This window comes from Chryseobacterium gleum (assembly GCF_900636535.1).
In the GTDB taxonomy this organism is placed as follows: domain Bacteria; phylum Bacteroidota; class Bacteroidia; order Flavobacteriales; family Weeksellaceae; genus Chryseobacterium; species Chryseobacterium gleum.
The window spans coordinates 1,537,586-1,551,574 of record NZ_LR134289.1; the positions used below are offsets into that span (position 1 = coordinate 1,537,586).

13 protein-coding genes and 1 pseudogene are annotated in these 13,989 nt (G+C 34.9%); 9 read left to right on the plus strand and 5 right to left on the minus strand.

Features of this window, described 5'->3' with window-relative positions; genetic code table 11:
* The first annotated feature begins 6 nt into the window (after positions 1 to 6).
* The 5 genes and pseudogenes from EL165_RS07050 (at position 7) to arsB (ending at position 3,808) form a co-directional block, all read left to right on the plus strand.
* Positions 7 to 438 carry a DoxX family protein gene (locus tag EL165_RS07050; RefSeq protein WP_002978304.1) on the plus strand — a complete coding sequence of 144 codons (432 nt, stop codon included), beginning with the start codon at positions 7 to 9 and terminating at the stop codon, positions 436 to 438.
* A complete protein-coding gene (chrA, locus tag EL165_RS07055; RefSeq protein ID WP_002978301.1) occupies positions 428 to 1,555 on the plus strand; it encodes a chromate efflux transporter in 1,128 nt (375 codons plus the stop codon). Before EL165_RS07050 ends, chrA begins: the two co-directional genes overlap by 11 nt.
* Before the next feature lie 43 nt (positions 1,556 to 1,598).
* On the plus strand, positions 1,599 to 2,372 hold the full coding sequence (locus tag EL165_RS07060; protein WP_002978299.1) for a metallophosphoesterase family protein: 774 nt from the start codon (positions 1,599 to 1,601) through the stop codon (positions 2,370 to 2,372).
* Between the two features lie 16 nt (positions 2,373 to 2,388).
* Positions 2,389 to 2,766 carry a glycine cleavage system protein GcvH gene (gcvH, locus tag EL165_RS07065; RefSeq protein ID WP_002978297.1) on the plus strand — a complete coding sequence of 126 codons (378 nt, stop codon included), beginning with the start codon at positions 2,389 to 2,391 and terminating at the stop codon, positions 2,764 to 2,766.
* A gap of 2 nt (positions 2,767 to 2,768) precedes the next feature.
* Positions 2,769 to 3,808 (plus strand): annotated as a pseudogene (gene arsB, locus EL165_RS07070) (ACR3 family arsenite efflux transporter).
* 2 nt (positions 3,809 to 3,810) lie between these two features.
* On the opposite strand, the gene nhaA reads toward arsB, so the two are convergent.
* Together nhaA and EL165_RS07080 are read right to left on the minus strand one after the other, a co-directional pair.
* Entirely contained in the window at positions 3,811 to 4,998 is a 1,188-nt protein-coding gene (gene nhaA / locus EL165_RS07075) for a Na+/H+ antiporter NhaA (RefSeq protein WP_002978293.1), read from the minus strand.
* A 221-nt stretch (positions 4,999 to 5,219) separates the two neighbouring features.
* On the minus strand, positions 5,220 to 6,263 hold the full coding sequence (locus EL165_RS07080; RefSeq protein ID WP_041461711.1) for an IS110 family RNA-guided transposase: 1,044 nt from the start codon (positions 6,261 to 6,263) through the stop codon (positions 5,220 to 5,222).
* A 398-nt stretch (positions 6,264 to 6,661) separates the two neighbouring features.
* Between EL165_RS07080 and EL165_RS07085 the strand changes: the two genes are divergently transcribed.
* Positions 6,662 to 7,129 (plus strand): DUF1905 domain-containing protein, encoded by a 468-nt coding sequence (locus EL165_RS07085; RefSeq protein ID WP_002978289.1) that lies wholly within the window; start codon positions 6,662 to 6,664, stop codon positions 7,127 to 7,129.
* Positions 7,130 to 7,225: 96 nt separating this feature from the next.
* On the plus strand, positions 7,226 to 8,212 hold the full coding sequence (locus EL165_RS07090; RefSeq protein ID WP_002978287.1) for a hypothetical protein: 987 nt from the start codon (positions 7,226 to 7,228) through the stop codon (positions 8,210 to 8,212).
* Positions 8,213 to 8,223: 11 nt separating this feature from the next.
* Here the strand turns inward: EL165_RS07090 and EL165_RS07095 are convergent, their stop codons facing one another.
* The 3 genes from EL165_RS07095 to EL165_RS07105 form a co-directional block, all read right to left on the minus strand.
* A complete protein-coding gene (locus EL165_RS07095; protein WP_002978285.1) occupies positions 8,224 to 8,613 on the minus strand; it encodes a response regulator transcription factor in 390 nt (129 codons plus the stop codon).
* A gap of 272 nt (positions 8,614 to 8,885) precedes the next feature.
* Positions 8,886 to 9,185 carry a helix-turn-helix domain-containing protein gene (locus EL165_RS07100; RefSeq protein WP_041461439.1) on the minus strand — a complete coding sequence of 100 codons (300 nt, stop codon included), beginning with the start codon at positions 9,183 to 9,185 and terminating at the stop codon, positions 8,886 to 8,888.
* Positions 9,166 to 9,477 (minus strand): helix-turn-helix domain-containing protein, encoded by a 312-nt coding sequence (locus EL165_RS07105; RefSeq protein WP_002978282.1) that lies wholly within the window; start codon positions 9,475 to 9,477, stop codon positions 9,166 to 9,168. The genes EL165_RS07100 and EL165_RS07105 overlap by 20 nt, the downstream gene beginning before the upstream one ends.
* A 169-nt stretch (positions 9,478 to 9,646) precedes the next feature.
* On the opposite strand from EL165_RS07105, the gene EL165_RS07110 reads away from it, so the two are divergent.
* Together EL165_RS07110 and EL165_RS07115 are read left to right on the plus strand one after the other, a co-directional pair.
* Complete coding sequence (locus tag EL165_RS07110) at positions 9,647 to 11,248, plus strand: hypothetical protein (protein WP_002978280.1); 1,602 nt, start codon at positions 9,647 to 9,649, stop codon at positions 11,246 to 11,248.
* Positions 11,248 to 13,899 carry a phospholipase D-like domain-containing protein gene (locus EL165_RS07115; protein ID WP_002978278.1) on the plus strand — a complete coding sequence of 884 codons (2,652 nt, stop codon included), beginning with the start codon at positions 11,248 to 11,250 and terminating at the stop codon, positions 13,897 to 13,899. The genes EL165_RS07110 and EL165_RS07115 overlap by 1 nt, the downstream gene beginning before the upstream one ends.
* Positions 13,900 to 13,989: the final 90 nt, after the last annotated feature.

Below are 13,989 nucleotides of genomic sequence, written 5' to 3' on the forward strand. Positions count from 1 at the left end.
ATTTTTATGTTTTCAAAAATCATTCATACAGATAATTCAAAGACAACAATCATAATCCGACTGATTGTTGGAGGTGTTTTTTTATCGGAGGGCATTCAAAAATTGCTGTTTCCTGCCATTCGTGGAGCGGGACGGTTTGAAAAAATTGGCTTGCCATCGCCTGAATTTTTTGGAAGTTTTGTAGGCATATTTGAAATCCTTTGCGGAGCGTTTATTTTGCTGGGGTTGCTTACAAGGTTAGCAAGTATTCCGCTCATCATCATTATGCTGGTTGCCATTGCCACGACCAAAACATCTATTTTGGCTAGCGAGGGTATTTGGGAATTGCTGCACGGCAGCCGTACGGATTGGGCGATGCTTTTGGGAAGTATGTTTTTGTTAATCAAAGGCGGAGGTAATTGGTCTATTGATAAAATCGTAATGAGAAATGGAGCGTGATATTCAAATAAAGGAAATTGCCAAACTCTTTCTAAAGCTCGGTTTTATTGGTTTTGGAGGTCCCGCGGCTCATATTGCTATGATGCAGCAGGAGGTAGTAGTGAAAAGAAAATGGATGAGCGAACAGCATTTTTTGGATTTGTTGGGAGCTACTAATCTCATTCCTGGCCCCAACAGTACAGAAATGGCGATACACATCGGCTATGACAAAGGCGGTTGGAAAGGATTAATCTTTGCAGGGTTATGCTTTATTTTACCTGCGGTTTTCATTACCGGGATATTTGCATGGTTGTATCAGCAATACGGACAATTGCCCGAAGTACAGCCCTTTATTTACGGTATCAAACCTGCAATCATCGCTATTATCATAGGAGCTGTTTTTCCATTAGCAAAGAAATCAGTAAAGTCCACATTCTTGGCGGTTGTAGGTATTCTTGTTTTGGTACTGTCATTATTCGGCATTAGTGAAATCTATTTGATGTTTGGAGCGGGATTGCTGGCAATGGCCTTGTATTACCTTCAGGATACAAAAAATACGCTCCAAAGTTTTATCCCGCTCGCATTCTTACAAATCGCACAAAGCCCCTTACTGTCTGAAACAAATACCAAATTATTTTGGATATTCCTGAAAATTGGTGCTATCCTCTACGGAAGCGGTTATGTTCTTTTCGCCTTTTTAGATACGGAATTAGTTGCAACGGGCTTACTCACCCGGCAGCAATTAATGGATGCTATTGCTGTTGGACAGTTTACCCCAGGTCCTGTTTTTTCTTCAGTTACGTTTATTGGCTATCAAATCAACGGACTATCCGGAGCAGTTATTTCTACGATTGCTATTTTTCTGCCGTCGTTTATTTTAGTAGCATTGCTAAATCCCTTGATGAAAAAAATGCGCCAATCTAAAGGACTGTCCATTTTTCTCGATGCGGTCAATGTGGCATCTGTTGCAATCATAGCCGCTATTTGTCTTACAATGGGCAAAGAAACTATTACTGATTGGCGGACGATATTAATTGCAATGATAAGTGCGATCGTAGTTTTCAAATTCAAAAAAATAAATAGTGCCTTTGTGGTTATTGGAGGAGCATTATTAGGGTATTTATTTAATCTTATCTAAAGTTATCTTAAACAAAATATTTAAACAATAAAAATTAGACAAAATGAAAATAGCATTATTCAGTGATATTCACGCCAATTTACCTGCATTAGAAGCATTTTTTGAAGATGTTGAAAAAAGAAAACCAGACAGTATTTATTGTTTGGGCGATTTGGTGGGCTATAATATTTGGCCAAACGAAGTGGTAAACGAAATCCGTAAAAGGAGAATACCAACCATTGCCGGAAATTACGATTTTGGCATTGGCAGAATGAGCAACGAATGCGGTTGTGCCTACAAAACAGACAGTGAAAAAGATAACGGAAATATTTCTATTTCATTCACAAATTCTTTGATGAAAGATGAAGAAAGAGCGTATTTGCGTACACTTCCAGCCCATATCAAAGTAGAATTTCAACTGAATGAAGATAAATTGAATTTGCTTTTGGTACACGGAAGTCCGAGAAAAATAAACGAATATCTTTTTGAAGACCGTGAGGAAAAAAGTATGCTTCGCATTATGGAGCAAGCCGATGCAGACATTATGTGCTTCGGACACACACACAAACCTTATCACAGAGTTTTAAATTCGGGTATTGACGGTCAAAATCATTTCAGACACGCCATTAATATCGGTTCGGTTGGTAAACCGAAGGACAGCGATGTAAGAGGCGGTTATGTAATGTTTACGATTAATGAAAACAGTTCTGTGTTGGACAAAGATAGTATCAGTGTAGAATTTATACGCTTTGATTATGATATTGAAAGGGCTGCAAAAGCAGTTGAAGAAAGCATTTTACCAAACGAATACGCAGAAAATTTAAGAAGAGGTTACTAATCTAAAATTTATAAAAATGGAATTTCCAACCGAAAGAAAGTATTCAAAAGAACATACCTGGATAAGCATACAGGACAACACAGGTACAATAGGCATTACAGAATTTGCGCAAAGTGAATTGGGCGAAATCGTATATGCGGATTTACCAAACGTTGGATATAGTTTTCAGCAGGACGAAGTATTCGGCTCTGTTGAAGCAGTTAAAACGGTCAGTGATTTATTTATGCCTGTATCGGGTAAAATCACTGAAACGAACGAACTACTTTTGAAAGCACCAACACTCATAAACGACCATCCTTATAAAGACGGTTGGTTGATTAAAATTGAAATAAAAGACATTACAGAATTAGAAGACTTATTGACATCAAACCAATATAAAGAACTTACAAATTAGCAATGCAACCAAAATTAAAATTCTTAGACAGATACCTTACTTTATGGATATTCCTTGCAATGGCAATTGGCGTGGGTTTGGGTCATTTCTTTCCCAATATTTCTAATGTTACCAACAGCTTATCTGTTGGCACTACCAATATTCCATTGGCAATAGGATTGATATTAATGATGTACCCCCCTTGGCAAAGGTTGATTATTCCTTATTGCCCAAAGCATTTAGAGATAAAAAAGTAATTGGCATATCCTTATTGCTCAATTGGGTAATCGGCACGCTATTGATGTTTGGATTAGCGGTTTTGTTTTTACGTAACGAACCCGATTATATGACAGGCTTAATTCTTATCGGTTTGGCAAGATGTATTGCCATGGTCATCGTCTGGAGTGACTTAGCTAAAGCAAACAGAGAATATACAGCTATGTTAGTTGCATTAAACAGCATCTTCCAGATATTTACTTACAGCTTTTTAGTTTGGTTATTCATCAACGTATTACCTGCAAAATTAGGATTAGCCAATTTCAATGTAAGCGTATCCATGAAAGATGTTACCGAAAGCGTATTGATATATTTAGGTATTCCATTCCTAGCAGGTTTTTTAAGCCGTTACTTCCTTATAAAATCAAAAGGTATAGAATGGTATAACCGAAAATTCGTCCCCGCAATATCGCCAATTACCTTGTACGCTTTACTGTTTACGATAGTATTAATGTTCAGCTTGAAAGGCGATAAAATATTGGAATTACCAATGGATGTAGTAAAAGTAGCCATACCGCTAATCATCTATTTTGTGTTGATGTTTTTCGTGAGCTTCTTTATCAATAAATCTCTTAAAGTTCCTTACGACAAAAACGCATCCATCGCATTTACAGCCACAGGAAACAATTTTGAATTAGCAATAGCCGTAGCAATATCGATTTTCGGCATTCATTCGCCACAGGCATTTGTGGGTGTTATCGGCCCACTGGTAGAAGTTCCGGTACTGATATTATTGGTAAAGGCAAGTTTATGGCTAAAGGAGAAATATTATAGTAAAAAAGACTGAATTTAAATTTCAGTCTTCTTACTCTTTCTTCTACTTGATAAATTCAAAATCACATATCCTATTATACCCGCAATGAGTGATGTTATTAAAACAGATAGCTTGGCCTCTTCAATGAAAACCTGATTGTCAAATGAAAGCATAGATATAAATATGGACATTGTAAAACCTATTCCAGCTAATAATCCTAAGCCAATAATGTGAATAAAGTTACTGTTTGCAGGAAGTTGACCTATCCCTAATTTAGAGCATATCAAAGAGGTTACAACAATGCCAATGGGCTTACCAAAAATCAATCCCAGTGAAATACCTAAACCTAAAGGGGAAGTCAGTCCTTCTATCATTTCCTGATGAATTGTAATATTTGTATTGGCGAATGCAAAAATGGGAATAATTAGAAAGTTAACAGGTTTTACAAGTGCATGTTCTAGTTTCTCTAACGGAGATTCAACTTCTGTATCATTGGTTGGCAAGGTCATCGCTACCAGTACACCTGCTATAGTGGCATGAATGCCAGAATGATGCACAAAATACCATATAAACACTCCTGGTATTAGATATAGATAGGGATTCTTAATATTGAATCGGTTCATCAAAATCAGTACTAGTATTCCAATTCCGGCATAGCCTAGATAGCCTAACTCAATTCCGGATGAATAGAAAATGGCAATTACTAAAATAGCTATGAGGTCATCCACTATCGCCAAAGCCGCTAAAAATATTTTTAAACTGGTTGGTACTCTTTTGTCTAACAGCGAAATTACGGCCAATGCAAAAGCAATATCGGTAGCCATGGGAATACCCCAGCCGGAAGCTGTCGGGGTTCCTGAATTAAAATATAAATAAATCAATGCGGGGACAACTGCTCCACCGATAGCAGCAAGGATAGGCAAGATTGCTTTTTTAGGAGAAGAGAGTTCTCCTTCAACAATTTCTCTCTTAATTTCCAGACCTACCAACAGAAAAAAGATTGCCATCAATCCGTCGTTGATCCACATACTTACGGAATAATTGAGGTGTATGGCTTCATTTTCATACCCCAGCTTTGTGTCCAATAAATTTTGTAGCGGAACGGCCATTGATGTATTTGCCACTATCATTGAAATCACTACGCATAAAAAAAGGAGGAAACCTCCAAAATTACTTGATTGAACAAAGTCTTTGAAAATATTTAGATTGATCTTATCCTTCATGTTTTAAATGTAAAAGTTAAATATCGCAATTTACCAATATTAACTTACTCTGCCTCATAGATGGGTTCTAAATCTATGAAATAAGCTTAATTTGGGTAATAAATCCGTGTCACTTTGTAGTGAAGATCTATTAAAATTATGCATGTAAAATCCTGACATAATAGCTAGTAAGCTAATACACTTTAAAATTGTAAGGAACTGTGTTGGGGCTATTTCCTTAATTATGGTAATGTTATAACTTCTGATGAGATTATTTTGCGTTCATATTCTGAATCATAATAGGCATTACTTTTCCATAATATGTATGTCAATTCCAATAATTTCCTTTGGATGGCAACTATAGCCTTCATTTTAATCCCATGCCTTGAAACTATTCTTAAGAAAATATCTCTGAATCTTTCATCAGTCCTGATTGCAGCCAGTGCCGGAAAGTGCATTACTTTCCTTAAATTCCGATTACCCCGCTTGGATATTCGGGGTTTGGATTTCACTGAGGTTCCAGATGTTTTTTCTCTTACATCTAATCCTGCATAACTGACCAATTGTCTTTTATTCTTTATTAACTCGAATCCGTTAGTTTCGGCTATAATGGTTACAGCGGTTAAGTTTCCAATTCCAGGAATAGAAGATACCATATTCATCTTTTCTAGTAGAACTTCGTCTCCTTTGATAAGTATAGCAATTTCTTCTCTTATCTCTTTTTCCTGCGAATCAATAAGAGCTATTCTTTTTTTTGTTCGTTTCACTGAGCTTTCACTTGATGTTTCAGAAGTACGTTCTGCATGCAGTTGATTTTTTAACATTGTACGCTCATGTACCAACTGCTCTCGTTCCCGACAAAGCTGTCTCAAATCATTGAATATTTTTAAAGGAGGTTGCCAAACTTCCAATTGCCTTTCCAAACCGAATCTCGAAATGGCTTGTGAAGCGCTCTTGTCAGTTATGGTTTTTATGTCAAGTGTTCTCGCATAATTACTAATCTTGTTTGGCAGAACGATACTGACTTGTTTTTTAATACTGCATAGGTAATAGGCTAAGGATTCATGATAAACGCCTGTTGCTTCCATTACGTACCGTACTTCTGTTGTAATTGATGTCTGCTTATTTACCCATGACACAAGGCTTGAAAAACCCTTTCGAGTATTGGGAAATACTTTGTATGCATAAACTTCTATGCTGATTTGTTCATCCATTCGACCAAGCGATACAACTAATTCATTTTGTGCTACATCAATTCCTACTGTCTGCTTTAATAATACCTTCATCTTATCTGGTTTAGGTAAGTGATAACCTTTCTTCATCTTTTCTCCTGACTGGATATACTGGCTATAAGACTCATCATAATGAGCAAATTCCTTACATTCTGTTCAGATTCTAAAAGGTTAAAGAAGAGGAGGCAGTTTCTTTTCTTGAATATACCATATAGGCTATTTAAAGCAAAATCTGCTCTCGCCCTTCTTCACTTAGATTATATTATACAAACATAGGAGAAGCAAAAGAACGTCGCCTGATTAATGATGGTTTATAATAGAATATTTGCCATAACCCTAGCATCTAATTCATTAAATTTGTCCTTAAAACAAATAGACTAATTCCTATACAAAATACCCAAATTTTCTAAATTATGGGGTTAGCGGTAAAGCTATAATACAGGTCATAAAAGATGAAATACTTAGTAAAGGACGAGGAACTCGAATTGAAATATGAAGCAGGTAAAGGTGCTTGGACATATCACATCCAAGTACCTAACACTAAACATATCGTAGGAAAATGGGGTTCATTGAAAGTATCTGGTACAATTGACAACTACACAATTGACAGTATTAATTTGTTTACGATTGGAGGACAAGACAAGCTAATTTCAATTAATGACAAAATCAGGAAAGCAATCAGCAAAAGTGGTGGCGACACTGTAACTGTGACACTTTACTTATTGATTTCAAAGGAGCCGATTACAGAAAAAGAAATATTAGATACTTTTAGAAATTCGGGTGTTTTAAAATCGTTCAATAAATTACCAAAAGAAGATAGGATCAAAATTATTGAAAAAATATCCTCTACAAAATCCGAGGACAAACAAGTAAATCTAATTTTGAAATACATTGACCAATTGGGTGACGACAATGATTAAGCAGTCTTCACTTGATTTCCTTTCTACTCTCAAGCACAATGGTTTGAACAAAAAAATGGCATTACTTTAAAACTGTCAGTAAAAATAAATTTCAAAATGATTGAAACTGAAATCTCAATAACCGTAAACAGAAAATCCGATATTACCTTATTAGAGCAAACAATCGTCGGGAACAAGTTCCAATTTCCGGTTTACATTCGGGAATATGAATTTAGCTATCAAATAAATTTTACAAGTGATTATGAGGAATGGGAATTAGACACGGCTATTCTCAATTCTTTTCCTGGATATGAATTTACCACCGACCTCGAAAAAGGACGGAAGGAAATACGGATACAAATATCCCGATACCAATCAGAATTATCGACTGATGGCTGGGGAAGACGGATTGAAAATCCTTTGGATGAAACGAAATATCTTGTAAAAGCATCGGTAAATAAGCCTGAAAAGTTCAACCCTAAAATCAAAGTTTTGTTCGAAGATAAAGAGCAGTACTACTTTGTAAATATTGCAGATGGTGTTAACAGTGCTACTGAAGAAAAAGGTTTTTTGCTTCTGGATCATTTTAAAACCAATAACCCTGATGAAGCAACATTTTTTGATAGATTATACAAATCTCCCTTAGAAGCTTTTCATTCAGGATACTACAAGTTGTCCAAAGTAGTGGATCAGGATTTTGGCACTTACCTTGAAAACAAAAAGAAAGAAATCAGAGAAATTCAAAAACAACCACGAAAAATCATCAGAGATTTTATAAACGCCTGTAACAGTTCCGATGAAAGTAGTATCCTGAAAAATCTTGACGAAAATATCATTTTTGAAGTTCGTAAAAACTGGAAAACATTATTTGAAATCGAAGGGCTTTCAAAATTCAAAGAGTATCTGAACTCATCCGATCAACAATTGTGTGGTAAGAATTTTAAAATCAGGTCATCTTGGAGTTTTAGTTTACCCAACGTGACTATTGGAATAAAATATTTTCCGCCAGCTACAGAACAGGATATGCACCCTATTCAAAAATATGAGCAGATAAGGTTTGTACTAAATGATAAAAAAATCGCTAGTATTTTGTATGAGAATTAGTGAATTTTATCCTAATTGATAACGGCTTCTATTACTTTTCTAAAATATTCCGCATCATTACCAATCAGCAAGTAACTTGAAAAACCAATATCTAAAAGATATTTACCCACTTTCGCATCATCAATATCACTATGTGCAATAAGTTTTATTGTTGGATATTTTGTTCTTAATTCTTGAAGTTCAACCAAAACATTCTTGTTGTAAAAATCAAGGTCGATAATACAAATTTTAGGGAGTTCATTTAATGAAGATAATTTTGATAGTCCATCTTCAATGCTTTCTGAACGAAATAAGACTTCAGTTCCTGAAGCAATGAGGTCTTTGCAAATTAAATCTAAAATTGGGCTTTTATCATTGATAAAGGCGAGTGTAATTTTTTGTTGGGATGTACCAGTTTTCATATCATCATACTTTTTTAAAGTTGATGTAGCCCTGCACAAAAAGAAAGCGCAGGCCACTACACTTACCGCACATTGAGGCACTGGTATACCCGACAACGAATAAGCGAGCGCCCACGCCTATGGCATGAGCGTTCTTCCTTATCGTCCCGTTGTCTAAAAATTACCAGTTTTCAATGTGGGACTTAAAGCAAAAACACTTTAAGTATTTCTATATTTTACATAGCAAAGATACTAAACTCTTGCTATTAGATGTATTAATGCAATAAAAAAGCTTAGTCTGAATTAGTTTTGTGATTGATATAATTCTGCTCCAATATTGTCATCAAATCTGTTTCCTTATAAATAATTTTGCCACCAATCTGAATATACGGCAGGATATTATCATCACGATATTGCTGTAAAGTGCGTTTGCTAATGTGTAACAGTTTGCATACATCTTCGCCCGACAAATAAATTTCTCCATTCATTACGGGACGATAGTTTTTTAATATGCTTTCAATACGGTCTCTCAATATCAAAATCATTTCTTGATGGGAAATGATTTCTTCATTATCATTCGTCAGTAAATCCATTATCATTGGTATTGTACGGCTGTCCAGCTTCGAGCAAAGCCCGTACGTCCGAGAGTTTATAATAATTCTTGCGGTTCAGTTTGGAATAAGGCAATAGTCCTTTATCCTTGTAGGTCTGCAAAGTCCGTTTGGTAATGTTCATCATCAAACACACTTCCTGGTTATCGAGCCATTTTTCTTCTTTGAAAATTGAAGTGTATTTCATTGTGGCATTTTCGGTCAATTCCAAAAGTGCTTTCAGTTCATTTGTCATTCCATCCAATGCGGATTTTTGTATTGCGATAACTTCCATTATTTGCTCAATTTTGCTGTGGAAGTCGAATTTATCAAGGATTTGTAAAGGCTTGGAAAATGTGGTATTGATTGTCGTTGAAAGGCAGTATTTGTCGCCACGATATAAATTTCAAGATAGTTTATTTTGTAAATTTGAAGAATATAGGTTACTGATAAATTAATTTTAAATGGCAGTATTACAAAAAGGCAATTCAAATTATCCGTTTTGGGGAGCATCAATAAATCTAATCACTGGACTTGACCCGTTAGGCCTTCAAACAACCTCAGAAGCGACTTACGCCACTATGTTGCCTGGAATTTCCAATTTGACTAATCGTCTCCGTTATTATGGGTTTTATTGTTGGCTTTTAGACTTCTATTTCAAGACCGAGAAGAAAGGCAACTCAAAAGAACAATATCGTTTTATCCGCAGAGCTGAATTGATGATTGCCATAATTATGCAAAGCGAGCGTAAAGGAGTTCAACAGATAACAGGAAGTAACTTTGCTTCAAACCTAATAAATACAGCTGAGGAAACTTATTTTGACTTAGCCGAAGGAGCAGACAAGGACAATACCGATAAAAATGTTTATTGGAAATATCCATCCGGTGCATTCGGACAATATTATTACGGAGCAATGCAGGCACTTTCCTTAATTATTACAGCAATAAATGATGATGGAGATGTTATTTACAACATTAGTAAACCACACCCAAGACAAAAAGTTTCTGGGGAACAATTAGCCGAGGCTTTTGAAGGATCATTGTCACCACAAATAAAAGAGTTATTTTATATTAATATCAAAAAAGGAAAACTCTACCAAGATGATATTTCAGAACTGATAAAGTATTTTGCGATTGATACGATACAAACAGAAAATGCCGAATGGCAACTATATGTAGAAATGCTTTTGGACAAAGACGATCCAAGTCAAGAAATGGAAGAACGTTTTACTTTTCACAGAAGGGAAACAATTTTGTCGCTCTTAAATACAGCTGTTAAAAATGAAAATAATTACGACTGGTATAGATTTCTATTGGAAAGTTACCGAAAGAAATTGGGAACAAATGGTTATCCTGAAACGGAAACTAATATTGGTTGGTACTGCTATCAATTAAATGAGTATTGGCAGTACAGTTGCGGAACAATATTTTGGGCTGTATTACAACATCTTTACGATTTCCAACAAGACCAATATCTACCATTGTTTGTAAAGAAATTTTCAAGCAGTATTACAAATGAAATATGCAAAGAGCTAAAGCAAGCTACAGAGCCAACAAGTTCACTTGCAGAAATTTTGGAGTTAATCCCTGACACAGAAGATGAGGAAAACATCAAAAAGGAAATTGATGGAACAAACGACCCTGTTATAGTAGCAAAATATGGCTTTATTCTTTTGCTTCAAATATTCAAAAATAATAGAGAGCAACTTCATCCATTGAAAGAATTTATGAGCAGAAAAAAGATAGAAAGGGATGGGAATATGGTTGATGGTATCTTGACAGTTCACACAGCAGAAAACGATACACTTCAAGATTTTGTTGAACAATTTATTTTACGCAAAATTATTTACAGGCACTCAATGGTTGCACTCAGAAAAATGGGCAACGGCTCACAGGCTACTCACAAATTTTTTATTGAGGAACAATACATCCGTTTCATAGATACATTTCCTCCAAGAAACACATCGCCAAGAATGAACGCCTTGCAAAACATAATGTTTGATTTGCAGGTAATCAACGACCAAAGGATTTTATCGCAATTACATAAGAAACTTTTGGTTGACTGATGATACTAGAAAGAGAAAACATACTAACATTGATAGGAAGCAGAAGATATCATTCTGCAATTCTTACTACCTTCAGCTTTGACTTTTATTTTTTTGAAATGAAAGCAATGAAATGGTTGCGTTCTTGTGGCGTGAGAAACATCAACGTTTTTATTGATGGACATTATTATTCAGAGTTAATGCAACAAGTGACAGGAGAAGAAATGCAACTTTCTGCCGGTTATTCACTTTATCCTGTTTTTCAAAAGTCAGTATTCCATCCAAAAATTTGGATGTTGTTTGGTGAAAAAGAAGGATTGCTTATTGTTGGTTCTGGAAACCTTACAAATTCTGGAAATGGCAACAATGATGAGATTTGGGGAGCATTTCATTTTGATATTCGTTCAACCGAAAATTCATCAGTCTTTTCGTCAGCTTGGGATTATCTATCAACTCTTTCATCGTCAGTTAAAGGACAGATGAATGAAAAAACTACAAAATGGATACTTGAACATTCTAAATGGCTGAATGAATTGCCAAAGACAAAACCATTTCAATTTTTCGAAACGTCGCAAAAAGAGAAGGTTGCTTTCCTGTTTAATACTGAAACAACTTCTATTTGGAACGAACTTTTAAAACATCTTAGCAATGAGAAAGTAGTAGAAATAACTACCATTTCTCCATATTATGACAAAAATGGGAAAGTATTGCAAGAACTTAATTCTCTTTTTCCTTCAGCCATAGTAAAAGTCATATTGGATGAAAGTGGTTTAATCCCTTCTGCAATGCAAGTGAGCAAAGCGTTTACATTTTACGATTGGTGTGATGCAGGCGTAAGCAAAATCCAATATGCAAAATCTGGAAACTCAAAATCAAAACTTCACGGGAAGATTATTCATTTCAAGACAAAAAATGGAAAAGAGTTTTGCTTGTTCGGTAGTGCCAATATTACACCTGCAGGATTGGGATTATTGGGCAAAAATTCAAATGCAGAAGTTTCACTTCTTATTCAGTCAGAAAAAGGTGGACTGTTAAATCAATTAGGCATAAAACTGAAAACAAGCAATAGTAAAACCCTTGATGAATTTACAACGACTACAAGTAAATCAATTTATGAAACTATAATCGAGAATAATCAATTTAAACTACAACTGCTATCGGCAGAGTTGATTTATGATGAATTTATACTTCATTCCAATGGCACCTATACCGATGAATTTAAGGTTGTTTTCTTCGATAAACAAAACCGATTTTTGTATTCCAAAACATTCTCAAATTATGAGAAAGAACTAAAAACAAAACTCAATTTAGAATTAGGCACTTTCCAATATGTGCAATTGACAAATATTAGTGAAGAGATTATCTCTAATAAACTTTTGATTTCAGATTATTTCCTCTTGGCAAAAACGCATCCTAATCCAAAGACAGAGGAAATTGAAAAAATTTATAGCGAAATCCAAAATGGAGAGCTGAGCAAAGTTCTCGACTTGTTGCATTATGCAATCTTTGATGAAACAGAAAATGAAACAGGAGCCAGCTTTTTAGATAGTAGGAGAAGCACGTTTACAAAGCTGAATGATGACAAAGAACCTGAAAAACTTTACGATCTCTCTTCCTATAAAGCAATAGAAAATTCTGGATTTGAAAAAAACCTTCTACTCTCTTCTCTTTCCCTACGTGTTTTAGATGTTTTGAAGTTCATCAATTTAAATGGAATTTCAACAAATAAACAAGCTGATATAAGTATTGATGAGCAAGAAGACGATTTAGGCAACATAAATGGAAATGAGGAAGGAGAAGTGGCAACGGTTCGTAACCTCTCTTTTGTCATTCTTAAATCTGAAAAAAGAAAGTTGATGAACTACTTTGATAACCTTTACAATTACCAACAAGAAATTCTCTATGGAAATAGTCGACCAAAAACATATAGGCCTACACTTACAGATTTGACTAAATATTTAATCGCTCTTGAGTTGATAAGTGAATACGGAGGGAAATCTGCAAAGTATGACGAACAAGACACGCACCATTTTTTCAGTTATTTACCATTTGTAGACGATTATGACAATAACAATGTAAAGGGTTGTTGTTTAAACTTAATTGGCGACTTTTTGATGCTGGCAAGAAGCGGATTTAAAGCGTATGAATTTGACTATACAAAAAAGAAAATCGAGGAACTAAAAAAAGAGGCACTCATAAATACAATTGTTTGCTTAATTAACAATCGATGGAAAGATGATGAATTACATTACTTTTTTACTATGGCTTTAAATGCACTTCATTATTTAGGTTGTAGGAATGTAGATGATTTCAATAGCAATTTTGTAGAATTAAAATCCAAAATTAATATTAGAATTTCCGAGCTGAAAAACAGAACAAAGGGATTTGAAAAAAACTTAGAGATATTTTACGAAAGACTATGTCCTTCGTTTATAAAAGTGATTGAACAGATTGAAGATAAGAACTTTGATGCATCAGCAGTTAACGGGCAAATTATTTACAAATCGCCTTGGGGTTATAGCTACGTTCAGTACGTAAATAAAACAAACGATTTTACTTTAATCAGACCTGGCTTTATGTGGGACTATGATAAAGAAGATTACATAAAACACAGTCCAGACGAAATTTATTTACCTCTAAAACTCTCATCTTTTATATGCACCGATTTGTAAGTTAAAAAATCGGATAACTTTTGGGTTATCCGATTTGCGCTATTTAAGTCCTGTTTTGTAAGTGTTATCAAGTTTGTTATGAATAATTGT

What these genes read in the sequence shown, in the direction of transcription:
- EL165_RS07080 (WP_041461711.1), bottom strand. Translation starts at nt 6,263, where the DNA reads ATGAAGGTATTATTAAAGCAGACAGTAGGAATTGATGTAGCACAAAAT.
- EL165_RS07090 (WP_002978287.1), top strand. Translation starts at nt 7,226, where the DNA reads ATGATTGAAACTGAAATCTCAATAACCGTAAACAGAAAATCCGATATT.
- EL165_RS07085 (WP_002978289.1), top strand. Translation starts at nt 6,662, where the DNA reads ATGAAATACTTAGTAAAGGACGAGGAACTCGAATTGAAATATGAAGCA.
- EL165_RS07050 (WP_002978304.1), top strand. Translation starts at nt 7, where the DNA reads ATGTTTTCAAAAATCATTCATACAGATAATTCAAAGACAACAATCATA.
- EL165_RS07060 (WP_002978299.1), top strand. Translation starts at nt 1,599, where the DNA reads ATGAAAATAGCATTATTCAGTGATATTCACGCCAATTTACCTGCATTA.
- nhaA (WP_002978293.1), bottom strand. Translation starts at nt 4,998, where the DNA reads ATGAAGGATAAGATCAATCTAAATATTTTCAAAGACTTTGTTCAATCA.
- EL165_RS07110 (WP_002978280.1), top strand. Translation starts at nt 9,647, where the DNA reads ATGGCAGTATTACAAAAAGGCAATTCAAATTATCCGTTTTGGGGAGCA.
- EL165_RS07105 (WP_002978282.1), bottom strand. Translation starts at nt 9,477, where the DNA reads ATGGAAGTTATCGCAATACAAAAATCCGCATTGGATGGAATGACAAAT.
- chrA (WP_002978301.1), top strand. Translation starts at nt 428, where the DNA reads ATGGAGCGTGATATTCAAATAAAGGAAATTGCCAAACTCTTTCTAAAG.
- EL165_RS07115 (WP_002978278.1), top strand. Translation starts at nt 11,248, where the DNA reads ATGATACTAGAAAGAGAAAACATACTAACATTGATAGGAAGCAGAAGA.
- EL165_RS07100 (WP_041461439.1), bottom strand. Translation starts at nt 9,185, where the DNA reads ATGGATTTACTGACGAATGATAATGAAGAAATCATTTCCCATCAAGAA.
- gcvH (WP_002978297.1), top strand. Translation starts at nt 2,389, where the DNA reads ATGGAATTTCCAACCGAAAGAAAGTATTCAAAAGAACATACCTGGATA.
- EL165_RS07095 (WP_002978285.1), bottom strand. Translation starts at nt 8,613, where the DNA reads ATGAAAACTGGTACATCCCAACAAAAAATTACACTCGCCTTTATCAAT.